At 75.4% G+C, this 13,619-nt stretch carries 12 protein-coding genes; 9 read left to right on the top strand and 3 right to left on the bottom strand.

The window, feature by feature from the left end; all coding sequences use genetic code 11:
• Window positions 1-82 precede the first annotated feature (82 nt).
• The 3 genes from O2W15_RS19440 (at window position 83) to O2W15_RS19430 (ending at window position 3,820) form a co-directional block, all read left to right on the top strand.
• Window positions 83-688 carry a TetR/AcrR family transcriptional regulator gene (locus O2W15_RS19440; protein WP_269161391.1) on the top strand — a complete coding sequence of 202 codons (606 nt, stop codon included), beginning with the start codon at window positions 83-85 and terminating at the stop codon, window positions 686-688.
• On the top strand, window positions 685-2,046 hold the full coding sequence (locus O2W15_RS19435) for an MFS transporter (protein WP_269180580.1): 1,362 nt from the start codon (window positions 685-687) through the stop codon (window positions 2,044-2,046). Before O2W15_RS19440 ends, O2W15_RS19435 begins: the two co-directional genes overlap by 4 nt.
• Window positions 2,047-2,230: 184 nt before the next feature.
• Window positions 2,231-3,820: an alkaline phosphatase D family protein gene (locus O2W15_RS19430; protein WP_269180579.1), complete on the top strand. Its 1,590-nt coding sequence runs from the start codon at window positions 2,231-2,233 to the stop codon at window positions 3,818-3,820.
• 63 nt (window positions 3,821-3,883) lie between these two features.
• Here the strand turns inward: O2W15_RS19430 and O2W15_RS19425 are convergent, their stop codons facing one another.
• Window positions 3,884-4,213: a tetratricopeptide repeat protein gene (locus O2W15_RS19425; protein WP_269180578.1), complete on the bottom strand. Its 330-nt coding sequence runs from the start codon at window positions 4,211-4,213 to the stop codon at window positions 3,884-3,886.
• 133 nt (window positions 4,214-4,346) lie between these two features.
• Here O2W15_RS19425 and O2W15_RS19420 point away from each other — a divergent pair, with 133 nt between their 5' ends.
• The 6 genes from O2W15_RS19420 to O2W15_RS19395 all read left to right on the top strand — a co-directional run bounded on the left by O2W15_RS19420 (window position 4,347) and on the right by O2W15_RS19395 (window position 10,290).
• Window positions 4,347-5,060, top strand: coding sequence for a DUF4383 domain-containing protein (locus O2W15_RS19420; RefSeq protein ID WP_269161387.1), 714 nt, complete (start codon window positions 4,347-4,349; stop codon window positions 5,058-5,060).
• A gap of 65 nt (window positions 5,061-5,125) precedes the next feature.
• On the top strand, window positions 5,126-6,337 hold the full coding sequence (gene cobG / locus O2W15_RS19415) for a precorrin-3B synthase (RefSeq protein ID WP_269180577.1): 1,212 nt from the start codon (window positions 5,126-5,128) through the stop codon (window positions 6,335-6,337).
• The gene (locus O2W15_RS19410; RefSeq protein ID WP_036333987.1) at window positions 6,337-6,957 is read left to right on the top strand and encodes a precorrin-8X methylmutase; all 621 of its coding nucleotides are present in this window, start codon (window positions 6,337-6,339) and stop codon (window positions 6,955-6,957) included. Before cobG ends, O2W15_RS19410 begins: the two co-directional genes overlap by 1 nt.
• Window positions 6,958-6,994: 37 nt before the next feature.
• The gene (locus tag O2W15_RS19405) at window positions 6,995-8,488 is read left to right on the top strand and encodes a precorrin-2 C(20)-methyltransferase (protein WP_269180576.1); all 1,494 of its coding nucleotides are present in this window, start codon (window positions 6,995-6,997) and stop codon (window positions 8,486-8,488) included.
• 43 nt (window positions 8,489-8,531) lie between these two features.
• The gene (locus O2W15_RS19400) at window positions 8,532-8,936 is read left to right on the top strand and encodes a VOC family protein (RefSeq protein ID WP_269180575.1); all 405 of its coding nucleotides are present in this window, start codon (window positions 8,532-8,534) and stop codon (window positions 8,934-8,936) included.
• Between the two features lie 115 nt (window positions 8,937-9,051).
• Window positions 9,052-10,290 carry an MFS transporter gene (locus O2W15_RS19395; RefSeq protein ID WP_269180574.1) on the top strand — a complete coding sequence of 413 codons (1,239 nt, stop codon included), beginning with the start codon at window positions 9,052-9,054 and terminating at the stop codon, window positions 10,288-10,290.
• On the opposite strand, the gene O2W15_RS19390 is transcribed toward O2W15_RS19395, so the two are convergent.
• Both O2W15_RS19390 and O2W15_RS19385 read right to left on the bottom strand, forming a co-directional pair.
• Window positions 10,287-11,879 (bottom strand): YfjP family GTPase, encoded by a 1,593-nt coding sequence (locus O2W15_RS19390; RefSeq protein ID WP_269180573.1) that lies wholly within the window; start codon window positions 11,877-11,879, stop codon window positions 10,287-10,289. The genes O2W15_RS19395 and O2W15_RS19390 overlap by 4 nt on opposite strands.
• Complete coding sequence (locus O2W15_RS19385) at window positions 11,876-13,576, bottom strand: ABC transporter (RefSeq protein ID WP_269180572.1); 1,701 nt, start codon at window positions 13,574-13,576, stop codon at window positions 11,876-11,878. The genes O2W15_RS19390 and O2W15_RS19385 overlap by 4 nt, the downstream gene beginning before the upstream one ends.
• Window positions 13,577-13,619: the final 43 nt, after the last annotated feature.

Raw genomic sequence — 13,619 nt, 5'->3', positions numbered from 1 at the left:
TCGTCGGCGTATCGTGATACGACCGTATCAAGACCGCCTGGTGCGCCACAATGCCCGGCAGCGCCAGTCGGAGGAGGAGCCCGTGCCCACCCGCGTCGACCACGAGCAGCGCCGTCGGCAGATCGCCGAGGCGCTGCTGCGGATCGCTGCCACCCGCGGCCTGCAGGCGGCCAGCATGCGGGAGGTGGCGGCCGAGGCCGGAGTCTCGCTGCGCCTGGTCCAGTACTACTTCTCCACCAAGGACGAACTGCTCCTCGGCTCGCTCCCCTACCTCGGCGAACGGCTGACGGCACGCGTGCAAGCGCGACTCGAGGGGCTGGGGAAGCCGCCGTCCCCGCGTCAGGTGATCGAGGCAGTCCTGTTCGGAGTGCTGCCGACCGACGAGGAGAGCCGGGCGATCCGGACGACCTACGACGCGTTCTACGCCCTCGTGCTCACCGATCCCGGCCTCGCCGCGCGGCACGAGGCGCACGACCCGGCTGCGCTGGAACGCCTGCTCGCCCGGCAGGTCGAGTTGTCGCAGCAGGCCGGGGAGATCGCCGCCGGCGAGGACGCCGGGTACGTGGCCGCTGTCCTGCTCGCGCTCACCAATGGTCTGGGCGCCAGCGTCATCGGCGGTCAGCGGGGTGGGGACGCCGCATCCGCCGTCCTCCGCCACCACCTCGACCAGCTCTTCGACGGCCGATGACCGACACCGGGACCCCCGTCGACACCTCGCTGCGGGCGGTCTTCGCCGGCCGCCGCGGGCGGCTGCTGTTCGCCCTGCTGCTGGCCGAGTTCGCCGCCGCCGTGCAGGGGATCGCCTACGCCACCGTCCTCCCGCTCGCGGCGCGGGAACTGGACGGCAGCCGGCTCTACGGCGCGACCCTCGCGGCCGGCACGCTGGTCTCCGTGCTGGTGCTCGCCACCGGCTCCGGGCTGACCGCCCGGCTCAGTCCACGGACCACGCTGCTGGTGGCGACCCTGCTCTACGTCGTCGGCGTCATCATGTCGGCCACCGCACCGGCGATGGGCTGGCTGCTGGCCGGCAGCGCCGTCCGCGGGCTGGCCGCCGGACTGCTGGCCGCGTTCGGGCTCAGCGCCCTCGGCGGCCTGTTCGACGACGCGCTGCGACCCCGGGTCATGGGGCTGTTCTCGCTGGTCTGGCTGCTGCCCTCGCTGGTGGGCCCACCGCTGAACGCGGCGATCGCCGTCTGGACCGACTGGCGCTGGGCGATGGCCTGGCCGGCGGCGGTCGTCATCGTCGCCCGCGCGCTGATGGGCCGGGACGTCGACCTCATCCCGTGGCGCACCGGACGCCGCACGGTCGCGGTCGGCGTCGGGCTGCTCGTCGTCGCCGGCCTGGTGCTGGCCACCCTGGCCAGTGGGAGCGGCCGCTGGGGCATCCCACTGCTGGCCGGTGGCCTCCTGCTGGCCGCCGCCGGGAGCATCCGGGTGTTCGACCAGGCGACCGCTGGTGAGCGCCCACGCACCTGGGTGCTGATCTGCTTCACCGGCCTGGTGGTCGCCTTCTTCACCGCCGACGGGCTGGTACCGCTCGCCGTCGTCGAGGGGCTGGACCGGAGTGTGGTCGCGGGAGCCGTGGCGATCGCGGCCGGGCTGGTCACCTGGTCCGTGGCCGGTGCACGACCACCGCGCCCGGGACGCCGTCCGGACCCGGCCACCCTCGGGATCGCCGTCCTCTGCCCAGCACTGGCCGCCGTCGGCCTCACCCAGAGCGGACTGCTCTCCCCCGCCGCTGCGCTGGCCCTGCTCATCGCTGCCTGGGCAGTGGGGGGCCTCGGCATGGGGCTGGCCTACCCGCGGTTGACCGCGCAGGCCTTCGACGACCTGGCGCCCGACCGGGTGGCCGCGGTCGCCACCGCAGTCGCCTTCGCCGAGACCACCGCCGTGGTGATGGGTTCGCTGCTCGGTGCGGGCACCTACTCGCTGGGCACCAGCCTGGGTGCTGGGGTGCGGCCGTCGATCGGGGCGGCGCTGGCGCTGGCGGTCGTCGTCGCGGTGCTCACCCTGGCCGCGTCCCGGCGGCGCTCCGCCCGGACCTGAGCCGCAGCGGGGCGCGTCCCCCGATCGGGAGAACGCGGGCACGGGCGAGCAGGACGCGCCGCCGTGTCGTGGCCCGCCACGGCCGGTTCACTCGGTCCTCGCCTGCCGGTCGCCGACCCGTGGTCCGGCCGCCTCCTCGACGGCCCACGGTTCCACCACCAGCGCGGAACCCAGGGGGCCACCGATGTCCGATCAGCCACGCACCTCGCCCGGTCCACCTCCGGCACGACCGCTCTCCCGACGGCAGCTGATGCAGGCCGCCGCCGTCGTCGGCGGTGCTGCCGGCGCCGGCGCCCTGCTCGGTCCGGCACCGCGGGCGTTCGCCGCGCCGGCTCAGCGGTTCGACCGGCCCGCCACGTCGTGGGGTGTGCAGAGCGGCGACGTCACCGCGACGTCCGGGATCATCTGGTCGAAGACCGACCGGCCGGCCCGGATGCTGGTCGAGGTCGCCGGGACCGAGGACTTCCGCGGCCGGCGCGGCCGCTGGCGGGTCGACGTCGGCCCGGACACCGACTTCACCGGCAAGGTGGCGCTCAGTGGCCTGCCGGCCGGCACCGAGCTGTTCTACCGCGTCCGGTTCGTCGGGGAGCACGGCCCGGCCTGCGAGCCGCTGCTGGGCACGCTGCGCACCGCCCCGGCCGACCGCCGGGACGTCAGCTTCTCGTGGTCCGGCGACGTCGCCGGGCAGGGCTGGGGCATCAACCCCGACCTCGGGGGCATGACCGGCTTCGAGTCCGTCCGCCTCCTCGACCCGGACTTCTTCATCCACTCCGGCGACAGCGTCTACGCCGACGGGCCGCTGGAGGAGCGGGTCGAGCTCCCCGACGGCACGGTGTGGCGCAACGTGGTCACCCCGGCGAAGAGCAAGGTCGCCGAGACCCTGGACGAGTACCGCGGTCAGTACCGCTACAACCTGATCGACGACAACGTGCGCCGGTTCGCCGCCCAGGTGCCGCAGTTCGTCCAGTGGGACGACCACGAGGTGACCAACAACTGGTACCCCGGCGAGGTCCTCGGGACGACGGGCCCCGACGCGAGGTACACGGTCAAGGACGTCGACACCCTCGCCGCCCGCGCCCGCCAGGCGTTCGGCGAGTACATGCCGCTCTCCGGCAGCCGGATCGACCGGGTCCTCCCCTACGGCCCGCTGGTCGACGTCTTCGCGCTCGACCTGCGTTCGTTCCGCGGACCCAACTCCGCCAACCTGGCGACGGAGGGGCCGGAGACCCGGATCTTCGGCGCCGACCAGCTCACCCGGCTCGCCGACCAGCTGGCCGCCTCCTGCGCGTTGTGGAAGGTGGTGGCCTCCGACATGCCGCTGGGCGTGGTGGTGCCCGACGGCGAGGTCGCGCAGGAGGCCATCGCCAACCACGCTCCCGGCGGGCCCGCCGGACGGGAGCTCGAGGTGGCGTGGTTGCTGTCGGAGCTCAAGCGCCGCGGGGTCCGCAACGTGGTGTGGCTGACCGCCGACGTCCACTACACCGCAGCCCACTTCTACGACCCGGAGAAGGCCTCGTTCTCCGACTTCGACCCGTTCTGGGAGTTCGTCAGCGGCCCACTGCACGCCGGCACGTTCGGACCCAACGACCTCGACGGCACCTTCGGCCCCCAGGTGGTCTGGTCCCGCGCCGCGGACACCCCGAACCAGCCGCCGAGCGCCGGCCTCCAGTTCCTCGGCCACGTACGGATCGACGGGCACAGCGGGGTCATGACGGTCCAGTTGCGTGACGTCGCCGGAGCGGTGCTGCACTCGACCGACCTGACGCCGGCCTGACGGAGGACCCCCGTCCCGAGGCTCACCCCGCGCGAGCTGGGGGCGAGCCTCGGGACGGGGCCGTCAGGCGGCGCCGAGCGCGTCGGCGACCCGGTGGTGGACGGCGGCGTCGGCACCGCGGCTCTGCCGCTCCAGGGTCCGGGCCAGCGCGCGGCGGGCCCACCCGTTGGCCGGGGCCAGCTCCACGAGCCGGGCCAGCGCCTCCTCCGCGCGGCCCAACTGGGCCGAACCGAACAGGCTCCGAGCCAGCAGCTCCAGGGCGGCCTGGTTGTCCGGCTCGGCGGCGAGCACCCCGTCCAGGACGCGGGCGGCCTCCGCGGGCTGGCCCATCGCGAAGAAGAGGTCCGCGCGCAGGTACTCCGAGTGCAGGTCGATCTCGTACGGCTGGGTCATGACGCTCCTTCCACCGGCCCGTAACAGCGCCGTCCCCACGGCTCTTCCCGGCGTGTCGTGCACAGGGCGCATCCGTCCGAGCCGTCACCGACGAAGCCCCGGTGTCTGGTCATCCACACGACGGAGGCAACCCATGGGCGTGCGCGAGAACCTGCGAGACCGTCGGCCGAACCGGTCGGACGATGCGAACCAGACCGACGAGGGCGGCGGGTCGGTGGTCTACACGGTGCAGCGCGTCGGCGCGGTGGTCGTGGCCCTGGTCCTGCTCGCCTTCGGCATCCTCGGCTTCGCCGACGGGCTGGCCTACTTCTCCACCGACGGCGGCGAGGTGGCCGGCCTCTCCTCCAACGGCCTGCTCTCCACGATCTCTGTGGTCACCGCGCTGGTGCTGGTGGTCACCGCGTTCCTCGGGCCCCGCCCGGCCTCGAACACGATGCTGGTGATCGGCACGCTCTTCCTCGTCTCGGCGCTGGCCAACCTGGCCGTCCTGGAGAGCGACCTCAACCTGCTGGCGTTCTCGATGGCCAACGTCATCTTCTCCATCGGCGCCGGGCTGGTGCTGCTGATCCTGGGCGCCTACGGCCGGGTGAGCGGCAACCTGCCGGCCGACAGCCCCTACCGGGAGGACACCGGCCCAGAGGTGTCCTCCGAGGACACCGACCCGCAGCTGCCGCAGACCCCGGCGGAGGAGGCGGCCGAGCGGGACATGCGACAGGCCGAGCTCGCCGTCGTCGAGCACCGCGCCACCGCCGAGCAGCAGCAGCGGGTCGACGCCATGGCGAAGGTGCGCACCCGGGCCGACCGGCGGCGGGTCTGGATGTCCTTCGACCGGACGTCGCTGACCTGATCCAGCAGGACCGGTCCGATGGCCCCGGTGCACCGGGGCCATCGGGAAGTAGCCTCGCGAGCGCCATGTCCTCATCCGGTGCCTCCGTCTCCCCTCCGCGCGACCGCGCCGACGCCTGCCCCGGCGCCCTGCAGACCCACGCCGCCGCCGACGGCGGGTTGGCCCGGGTCCGGGTGCCGGGCGGGGCGATCAGCGCGGCGCAGCTGCAGGCGCTGGCGGCGGCTGCCCGGGAGCTCGGCGACGGGCACCTGGAGCTGACCAGCCGGGGCAACCTGCAGCTGCGCGGCCTCCCGTCCGGCGCGGAGGTCGAGCTGGGCGACCGGCTGGCCGCCGTGGGGCTGCTGCCCAGCGCCACGCACGAGCGGGTGCGCAACGTGCTGGCCAGCACGCTCTCCGGGCGCACCGAGGACGGGCACGTCGACGTCCGGCCGTGGATCGCCGCCTTCGACGCCGGCCTCTGCGCCGACCCGGCCCTCGCCGAACTGCCCGGCCGCTTCCTGCTCACCCTGGACGACGGCCGGGGCGACGTCGTCGGCCTCGGTGGGGACGTCGGCCTGCTGGCCCTCTCCGCCGACTCGGTGGCCCTGCTCCTCGGCGGCGTCGACTCCGGCCTGCGCTGCTCCCCGGCCGACGCGGTGCCGCTCGCCCTCGACGCCGCCCGCGCCTTCCTCGCCGAGCGCACGGCCCAGGGCTCGACCGCCTGGCGCCTGACCGAGCTCGCCGACGGCCCCACCCGCGTCGCCACCCGCCTCGACCATCCCGACCACCCCGACCACCAAAATGGCCATTTTGGTGGTCCGGTGGAGGTGCCGGGGGCGGCGGTGGTGGGGCCGGTCGGGGCCGCGACGCAGGTCGACGGCCGGACGGCGCTGATCGGCGTCGTCCCGCTGGGCCGGCTCACCGCCGACCAGGCCGACCTGCTCGCCCGGCTGGCCGACGAGGTGCAGCTGACCCCCTGGCGCAGCGTCGTCGTGCCCGACCTGGCCGAGGACGCCGTGGACGACGCCGCCGTCGACCTGTTCCGCACCGGCATGGTGTTCGACGAGGCGAGCCCCTGGCTGCAGGTGACCACCTGCGCCGGCCGCCCGGGCTGCGCCAAGTCGCTGGCCGACGTCCGCGCCGACGCGGTCACCGCCGTCTCCACCCGGACGCTGCCCGCCGGCGGCGCCCGACAGCACTGGGCCGGCTGCGAGCGCCGCTGCGGCCGACCGCAGGGTGGGGTCGTCGACGTCGTCGCGACGCCGTCCGGCTACGAACTCCGGATCGATGAGGACTGATGTACTCCTACGAGCACGACGGCGCCGAGATCTACCGGCAGTCCTTCGCCACCATCCGCGCCGAGGCCGACCTGTCGGGCCTGCCCGAGGACGTCGCCCAGGTCGCCGTCCGGATGATCCACGCCTGCGGGCAGGTCGACCTGGTGGCCGACGTGGCCTTCTCCCCCGACGTCGTCCTGGCCGGCCGCAAGGCGCTGGAGTCCGGCGCCCCGGTGCTGTGCGACGCCCAGATGGTCGCCTCCGGCGTGACCCGCAAGCGGCTGCCGGCGTTCAACGAGGTCGTCTGCACCCTCAACGACCCGCGCACCCCCGACCTGGCCCGGGAGATGGGCACCACCCGCACCGCGGCGGCGATGCACCTGTGGGGCGACCGGCTGGACGGCGCCGTCGTCGCGATCGGCAACGCCCCCACCGCGCTGTTCCACCTGCTGGAGATGGTCCGCGACGGGGCCCCGCGCCCGGCCGCGGTCATCGGCATCCCGGTGGGCTTCATCGGTGCGGTCGAGTCCAAGGAGGCGCTGGCCGCCTCGGACCTGGAGTTCCTTGCCGTCCGCGGCCGGCGCGGCGGCAGCGCCATCACCGCCGCCGCCGTCAACGCGATCGCGAGCACCGCCGAATGACCACCAAAATGGCCATTGTGGTGGACGGGGGGCACCGGTGACCGGGCGGCTGTACGGGGTCGGGCTGGGGCCGGGCGACCCGGAGCTGGTGACCGTCAAGGCCGCCCGGCTGATCGGCGCGGCGGACGTCGTCGCCTTCCACGCCGCCCAGCACGGCCGCTCGGTCGCCCGGGCCCTGGCCGCGCCGTACCTGCGCGAGGGGCAGGTCGAGGAGCTACTGGTCTACCCGGTGACCACCGAGACCACCGCGCACCCCGGCGGCTACCAGGGCGCGATCGACGAGTTCTACGAGGCCGCCGCCGCCCGGCTGGCCGCGCACCTGGACGCCGGCCGGGACGTCGTCGTCCTCGCCGAGGGCGACCCGTTCTTCTACGGCTCGTACATGCACATGCACAAGCGGCTGGCGCACCGCTACCCGACCGAGGTGGTCCCGGGGGTCACCAGCGTCAGCGGCGCGGCCGCGGTGCTCGGCCGGCCACTGGTGGAGCGGGACGAGGTGCTCACCGTGCTGCCCGGCACGCTGCCGTCCGACGAGCTCGCCGAGTGGCTGTCGACCACCGACTCCGCCGCGGTGATGAAGCTCGGCCGCACGTTCCGCAACGTCCGCGACGCCTTCGAGGCCGCCGGGGTGCTCGACCGCGCCTACTACGTGGAGCGGGCGACGACCGCCCAGCAACGCACCATGCCGCTGGCCGAGGTGGACCCCGACACCGTCCCCTACTTCTCGCTCGCGCTGCTGCCCAGCGAGCTGACCGGGCCGGTCCCGGGCCCGGAACAGGCCAGTGAGGCCGAGGTGCGCACCGGCGAGGTGGTGGTGGTCGGCCTCGGCCCCGGGCAGCGCAGCTGGACGACGCCCGAGGCCGCCGAGGCGCTGGCCCGCGCCGACGACCTGGTCGGCTACGGCCCCTACCTGGACCGGGTGCCGGCCAACCCGCGGCAGACCCGGCACCCCAGCGACAACCGGGTGGAGGCCGAGCGCGCGGCGCACGCCCTGGAGCTGGCCCGGTCCGGACGGCGCGTGGCCGTCGTCTCCAGCGGCGACCCCGGTGTGTTCGCGATGGCCGCCGCCGTGCTCGAGGTGGCGGCGGAGGACTTCCCCGACGTGGAGGTCCGGGTGCTGCCCGGGCTCACCGCGGCGCAGGCGGTCGCGTCGCGGGTGGGGGCGCCGCTCGGCCACGACTTCGCGATCATCTCGCTGTCCGACGTCCTCAAGCCCTGGGACGTCGTGCTCGACCGGCTGCGCCACGCGGCCGCCGCCGACCTGGTGATCGCGCTGTACAACCCGCGCTCCAAGGCCCGGCCGCACCAGCTGGGCGAGGCACACCAGGCGCTGCTGGAGGTCCGGAAGCCGGAGACCGTGGTCGTCATCGGCCGGGACGTCGGCGGCGCGGCGGAGTCGGTCACCGTGACCACCCTCGGTGAGTTCGACCCCGAGTCCGTCGACATGCGCTGCCTGGTGATGATCGGCTCCACCCAGACCCGGGTGACGCCGTCCGGCCAGGTCTTCACCAGCCGCCACTACCCCGGCTGACGGAGGACCGACGAGTTCCGCCCGCTGGGGAGGTCCTCACGGCATGGACGATCAACGCGACGTGCACGAGGTCCGGGACGACTCGATCCGGCTGAGCTCGGTCACCCTCGACTGCCCGGACGCCGGCGCACTGGCCGCGTTCTACGCCGAGATCACCGGCGGTGCGGTGGTCGTGCGGCACGAGGGGTGGGCGCGGGTCGACGGTCCGGGCGGACGGATCGACTTCCAGACCGTGCCCGCGCACACCCCGCCGACCTGGCCGACCGGTCCGGTGCCGATGCAGTCGCACCTGGACCTCCTGGTCACGGACCGGGACGCGGCCGAGGTCCGGGTGCTGGCGGCCGGTGCGACGAAGTACGAGTTCCAGCCCAACGACGACCACTGCTCCGTGTACGCCGACCCGGCCGGTCACCCGTTCTGCCTGACCACCTGGGACAGCCCGACGTGACGGGTCGGCCCGCCACCCCGGACGGCGAGCGTGTCGCGTGACGATGGAGGGGCCGAAGTCGCGACTCCGGCCCCTCCGTGGAACAGCAGGGCTTCGTTGGTGCTTGCATCGGTTCGTGCCCCGTCGTGAGCTCAGCCGGCCCGCCGCCTTCTGGTCGGTGGCCGTGCTGCTGACCCTGATGCTCGCCGCCTCCGGGGTGCCCTCGCCGCTGTACCGGGTCTACGCGGAGGAGTTCGGCTTCGGCTCCGGCCTGATCACCGTCGTCTTCGGCGTCTACGCCTTCGCGCTGCTGCTGTCGCTGCTGGTGGTCGGGGCGCTCTCGGACCACGTGGGCCGCCGCCCGGTGCTCGCCGTCGCGCTGCTGCTCGAGGCCGTCTCGATGGTGCTGTTCCTGACCGCCGACGGGGTGGAGTGGCTGCTGCTGGCCCGCATCGTCCAGGGGCTGGCCACCGGGGCCCTGACCGGCGCGTTCGGTGCCGCGCTGCTGGACCTGCAGCGCCCGGACCGCCCGCTGGGCGCGCTGGTCAACTCGGCGTCCCCCGCGGTGGGGCTCTCGGTCGGTGCGGTGAGCGCCGGGCTGGCGGTCGAGTTCCTGCCCGCGCCGACAAGCTGGGTGTTCGGCGCCCTCACCGTGCTCTGCCTGGCCGCCGCCGCCGGGGTGTGGGTCTTCCTGCCCGAGTCCTCCCCCCGCCTGCCCGGCGCCGTACGGTCGCTGCGGCCGAGCGTGCAGGTGCCCGCCTCGCAGCGCCGGGCGTTCGTCGTCGTCCTGCCCTGCCTGGTCGCCACCTGGGCGCTGGGCGGGCTGTACGCCTCGCTCGGCCCGTCGCTGGTGGCCGGCGTCTTCGAGGTGCAGGACCACGTCGTGGGCAGCCTGGTCATCCTCGCGCTCAACGGCACCGGCCTGATCGGCTCGCTCTCCATGCGCACCGTGGCGCCGGCCCGGTCGATGGTCGTCGGTGCCCTGGTCTTCGCCGTCGGGGTGGCCGGCACCGTGGCCGCGCTGACCACCGGCTCGCTCCCGCTGTTCTTCGTCGCCGCGGTGGTCTCCGGCTTCGGCTTCGGGGCGGCGTTCCTCGGCGCGATGGCGACCGTCACCCAGGGCGTCGCCCCGGGGCAGCGGGCCGCCCTGCTGTCCGCGGTCTTCACCGCCAGCTACCTGGCCTTCAGCGTGCCGGCGATCGCCGCGGGGGTGGCGGCCGGGCGCATCGGCCTGGAGCGGACGGCGCAGGTGTACGGCGTCGTCGTCATCGTGCTGGCCCTGCTGGCCGTGGGCGGCCTGGCCCTGCACGCCCGGCGGCCGGCCACCCCGGTCGTGGAGCCCGCGCACCGGGCTCCCGCCGCCGCCCTCGACTAGCTGCCGGCGCGGGTCACCGCCGCGCAGAACCGGGTGTGGTCCTCGCGGGCCTCGGTGAGCGGCTCGACCACCTCCGTGTCGGCCACCTCACCGACCCGGTCCAGCAACCGCCGCCGCACCTGTCTGGCCCGTCTCCGGGCGCCGACGTGCACCAGTGGCCGGGTCAGCAGCGCCAGCAGCAACCCGGCGAGCAGCCCCCCGGCCAGCAGCAACGTCGGCAATGGGATGCCCTCGACCCGGGGCAACGGGACGACGTCGTCCAGCTGGAGCAACCCCAGGCCCACCAGGCCGAGCAGCCACAGCGCGCCGACCAGCGCGGTCAGCACGAGCAGCCACTGCAGCCCGCCGACGGCCCGCTGCCACAGCGGCGTCCGGTCCGGGCCGAGGTCGGTGCCGGCGACGGCGCGGTCCAGCCGGTCGGCGAGGCGGTCCTCGGAGAACTCGGCGGTGCGGCGCAGCTCGTCCCGCCAGGCCTGCGGCAGCCCGTGGCCGGCGGAGTCCCGCGCCCGGCGCAGCGCCGCCCCCACCCCGGCCTGCTGCACGGCCCCGGCCTGGGGCAGTGAGCTGCGGGCCGCCTCGTTGCCCAGGTGCAGCCGGCCCAGCGGGTCGGCCCGGAGCTTGCCCGTCCAGCGCAGCACCGGCCACCCGGTGTGCGCGGCGCCGCGACGGCGGGCCGAGCGCTCCACCGCGGTGACCACGGCCGGCACCCCGGCGGCGTCGGCGAGCGCCTCGGTCAGCCCTGCCCACTCGTCGGAGTCACGGCTGCGGTCCGGGCCGGCGTCGGGTGCGCAGTGCTCGGCGAGCGCACCGGCAGCGGCCCGGGCGTCGGCGGCCAGCCGGTCGGTGGCCGCCCGGCGGGCGGCGACCCGGCGGGCCAGCTCGGTGCGCAGCTCCGGCAGCCCCGCGCCGGTGCGGGCCGCGGTGGGCAGCACCGGGGTCGCCCCGAGACCCTCCCGGTCCAGCAGCCCGCGCAGGTCGGCCAGGCAGGCGCGGGCGGCCGGCTCGTCCAGCCGGTCGACCTGGTTGAGGACGACGACCAGCACCCCTGCGTGCCCGGCCAGCGGCGCTAGGTACTGCGAGTGCACCGCGGCGTCGGCGTACTTCTGCGGGTCGAGCACCCACACCAGCACGTCCACCAGCTCCACCAGCCGGTCGACCTCCAGCCGGTTCTCCAGCCGGACGCTGTCGTGGTCGGGCAGGTCGAGCAGCACCAGCCCGTCCAGCGCCGGGTCACCCGACTCGACCCGGTGCCGACGGGGCACCTGGAGCCAGTCCAGCAGCCGGTCGGACCCGTGCTCCCCCCACACGCTGGCGTGGGCGACGCCGGTGGTCGGCCGGCGCACGCCCGGCGTGCTCACCTCGCTGCCGCTGAGCGCGTTGAACAGGGTGGACTTCCCGCTCCCGGTCGCCCCGGCCAGCGCGACCACGGTGGCGTCGCCGAGCGCCTCCCGCGCACCGGCCTTGGCCAGCAGGGCACGGGCGCTGGCGACCTCCGGCACCTCCAGCCGCCCCTCGGCGACCTCCACCGCCTCGCGCAGGGCGGCCAGCCGGTCGGTCAGGGACAGCTCGCCGCGCCGTCCGAGCCTCACGCGCGGGCCCCGTGGGCAGCAGCCAGCGCCTGCGCCGCCGACCGCAGCTCGACGTCCGCGCCCGGCGCCGGGGCGACGTCCTCCAGCAGCACGTCGAAGCGGTGCTGCTCGGCGCGCAGCAGCCGCGCGGCGCGGGCGTCCAGGTCGGCCCGCGCCCGGGTGGCCAGCTCGCGCACCGCGGCGTCCCCGAACACCGCCTCCAGCACCCGCTGACCCACCGCGGTGGTGCCGCCGGCGATGGCCACCTCGGCGCCGGACAGCCCGGCGGTGGAGGCGAAGACGGCGACCATCACCACCGCACCCGCGCCGTTGACCCCCCAGGACATCAGCCGGGCCCGCGACCGCTTGCCCGCGCCCTCGCTGCGCACCAGCTCCAGCACCGTGCCCTGCCAGTCCCGCACCTCGTCGGCGGAGGCGCCGGCGAACGACGGCGAGACGCCGTCCAGCTCGGTCTCCCGGCCGTCGAGCAGGGAGATCCCGCCGGGGAGGGTCCGCCAGCTGGTGACGGTCTTCTCCGCGGCCCGGTCGGCCTCGGCCCGCAGCAGCAGCTCGACCCCGGACTCCAGGGCACCGGCCAGGTCGTCGGCAGGGTTGCTGCGGCCGGTGAACGCGGCGGTGACCCGATCCCGCAACCGGCCGACATGGCCCTGCAGGCTGCGCATCCACTCGCCGGTGCCGACGAACTCCTGCCAGCGGGCGAGCACCTCCCCGCGCAGCAGGCTGCCGTTGCCGACGCCCTCGTCGATCGCCGCCCGTGCCCGGGCGTACGCGGCGTCCGCGGCGGTCTGCAGCGCCTCGGCGGCGGCCGCCTGCTCGGCGACGCCGGCGACGACGACGTCGACCCGGTCGTGCAGGCTGCCCAGCGCCCCGGCCAGGGTCTGCCGGACGACGGCGGCACGCTGCTCCTGGTCGGCGGCCAGCGCGTGCAGCCAGCCCCGCAGCGGGGCGACCTGCTCGTCGGGCAGGAAGCCGTCGACCAGCGGCCGCTCCTCGATCACGAACAGCCGGGCGCTGTCCAGCTGTGCTCGGCGCAGCATCCCGGCCAGGTCGTCGGCCACCTCCGCCACCGCCTCGGGCGGCACCCGGTCCAGCACGACGGCCAGCGCGGTCCCCCGTTCCTGGGCCGTGCGCAGCAGGTCCCACGGGACGGCGTCGGCGTAGCGGGCCGCCGTCGTCACGAACACCCACAGATCGGCGGCGGCCAGCAGCTGACCGGCCAGGTCGCGGTTGGCCTCGACCACCGAGTCGACGTCCGGGGCGTCGATGAGCGCGAGCCCGGGCGGCAACGCATCGGTGGCCACGAGCTTGATGCCGCTGGTGGCGTCTCCCTCGCCGGTGGTGCGGGCGAGCCCGGGCAGCACCCGTTCGCCGGCGAACGCGGCCCGGTCGGCGGGAGCGCAGACCAGCACCGGGGCGCGGGTCGTCGGGCGGAGCACGCCCGGAGTGGTGACCCGGGCGCCGAGCACGCTGTTGACCAACGTGGACTTGCCGGCGCCGGTCGAGCCGCCGACCACGGTGAGCAGGGGTGCGTCCAGGTCGCGCAGCCGGGGCAGCAGGTAGTCGTCGACCTGGTCGACGACCGAGCGGGCGGTGCGGGCGGCGGTGTCCCGGCCGGGGGTGGCCAGGCCGAGCGGTGCCGAGGCGACCCGATCGCGCAGTTGCTGCAGGGCGTCGGGCAGCCCGGACGGGGTGGTCATGCCCGGATCTTGCCCGGGACGCCGACCGCGAACCCCTCGCCTG

This window comes from Modestobacter sp. VKM Ac-2979, assembly GCF_026967995.1.
Taxonomy (GTDB): Bacteria; Actinomycetota; Actinomycetes; order Mycobacteriales; family Geodermatophilaceae; genus Modestobacter.
The sequence above is the reverse complement of the archived record's forward strand: the minus strand, read 5'-3'. Positions and strand labels throughout refer to the sequence as shown.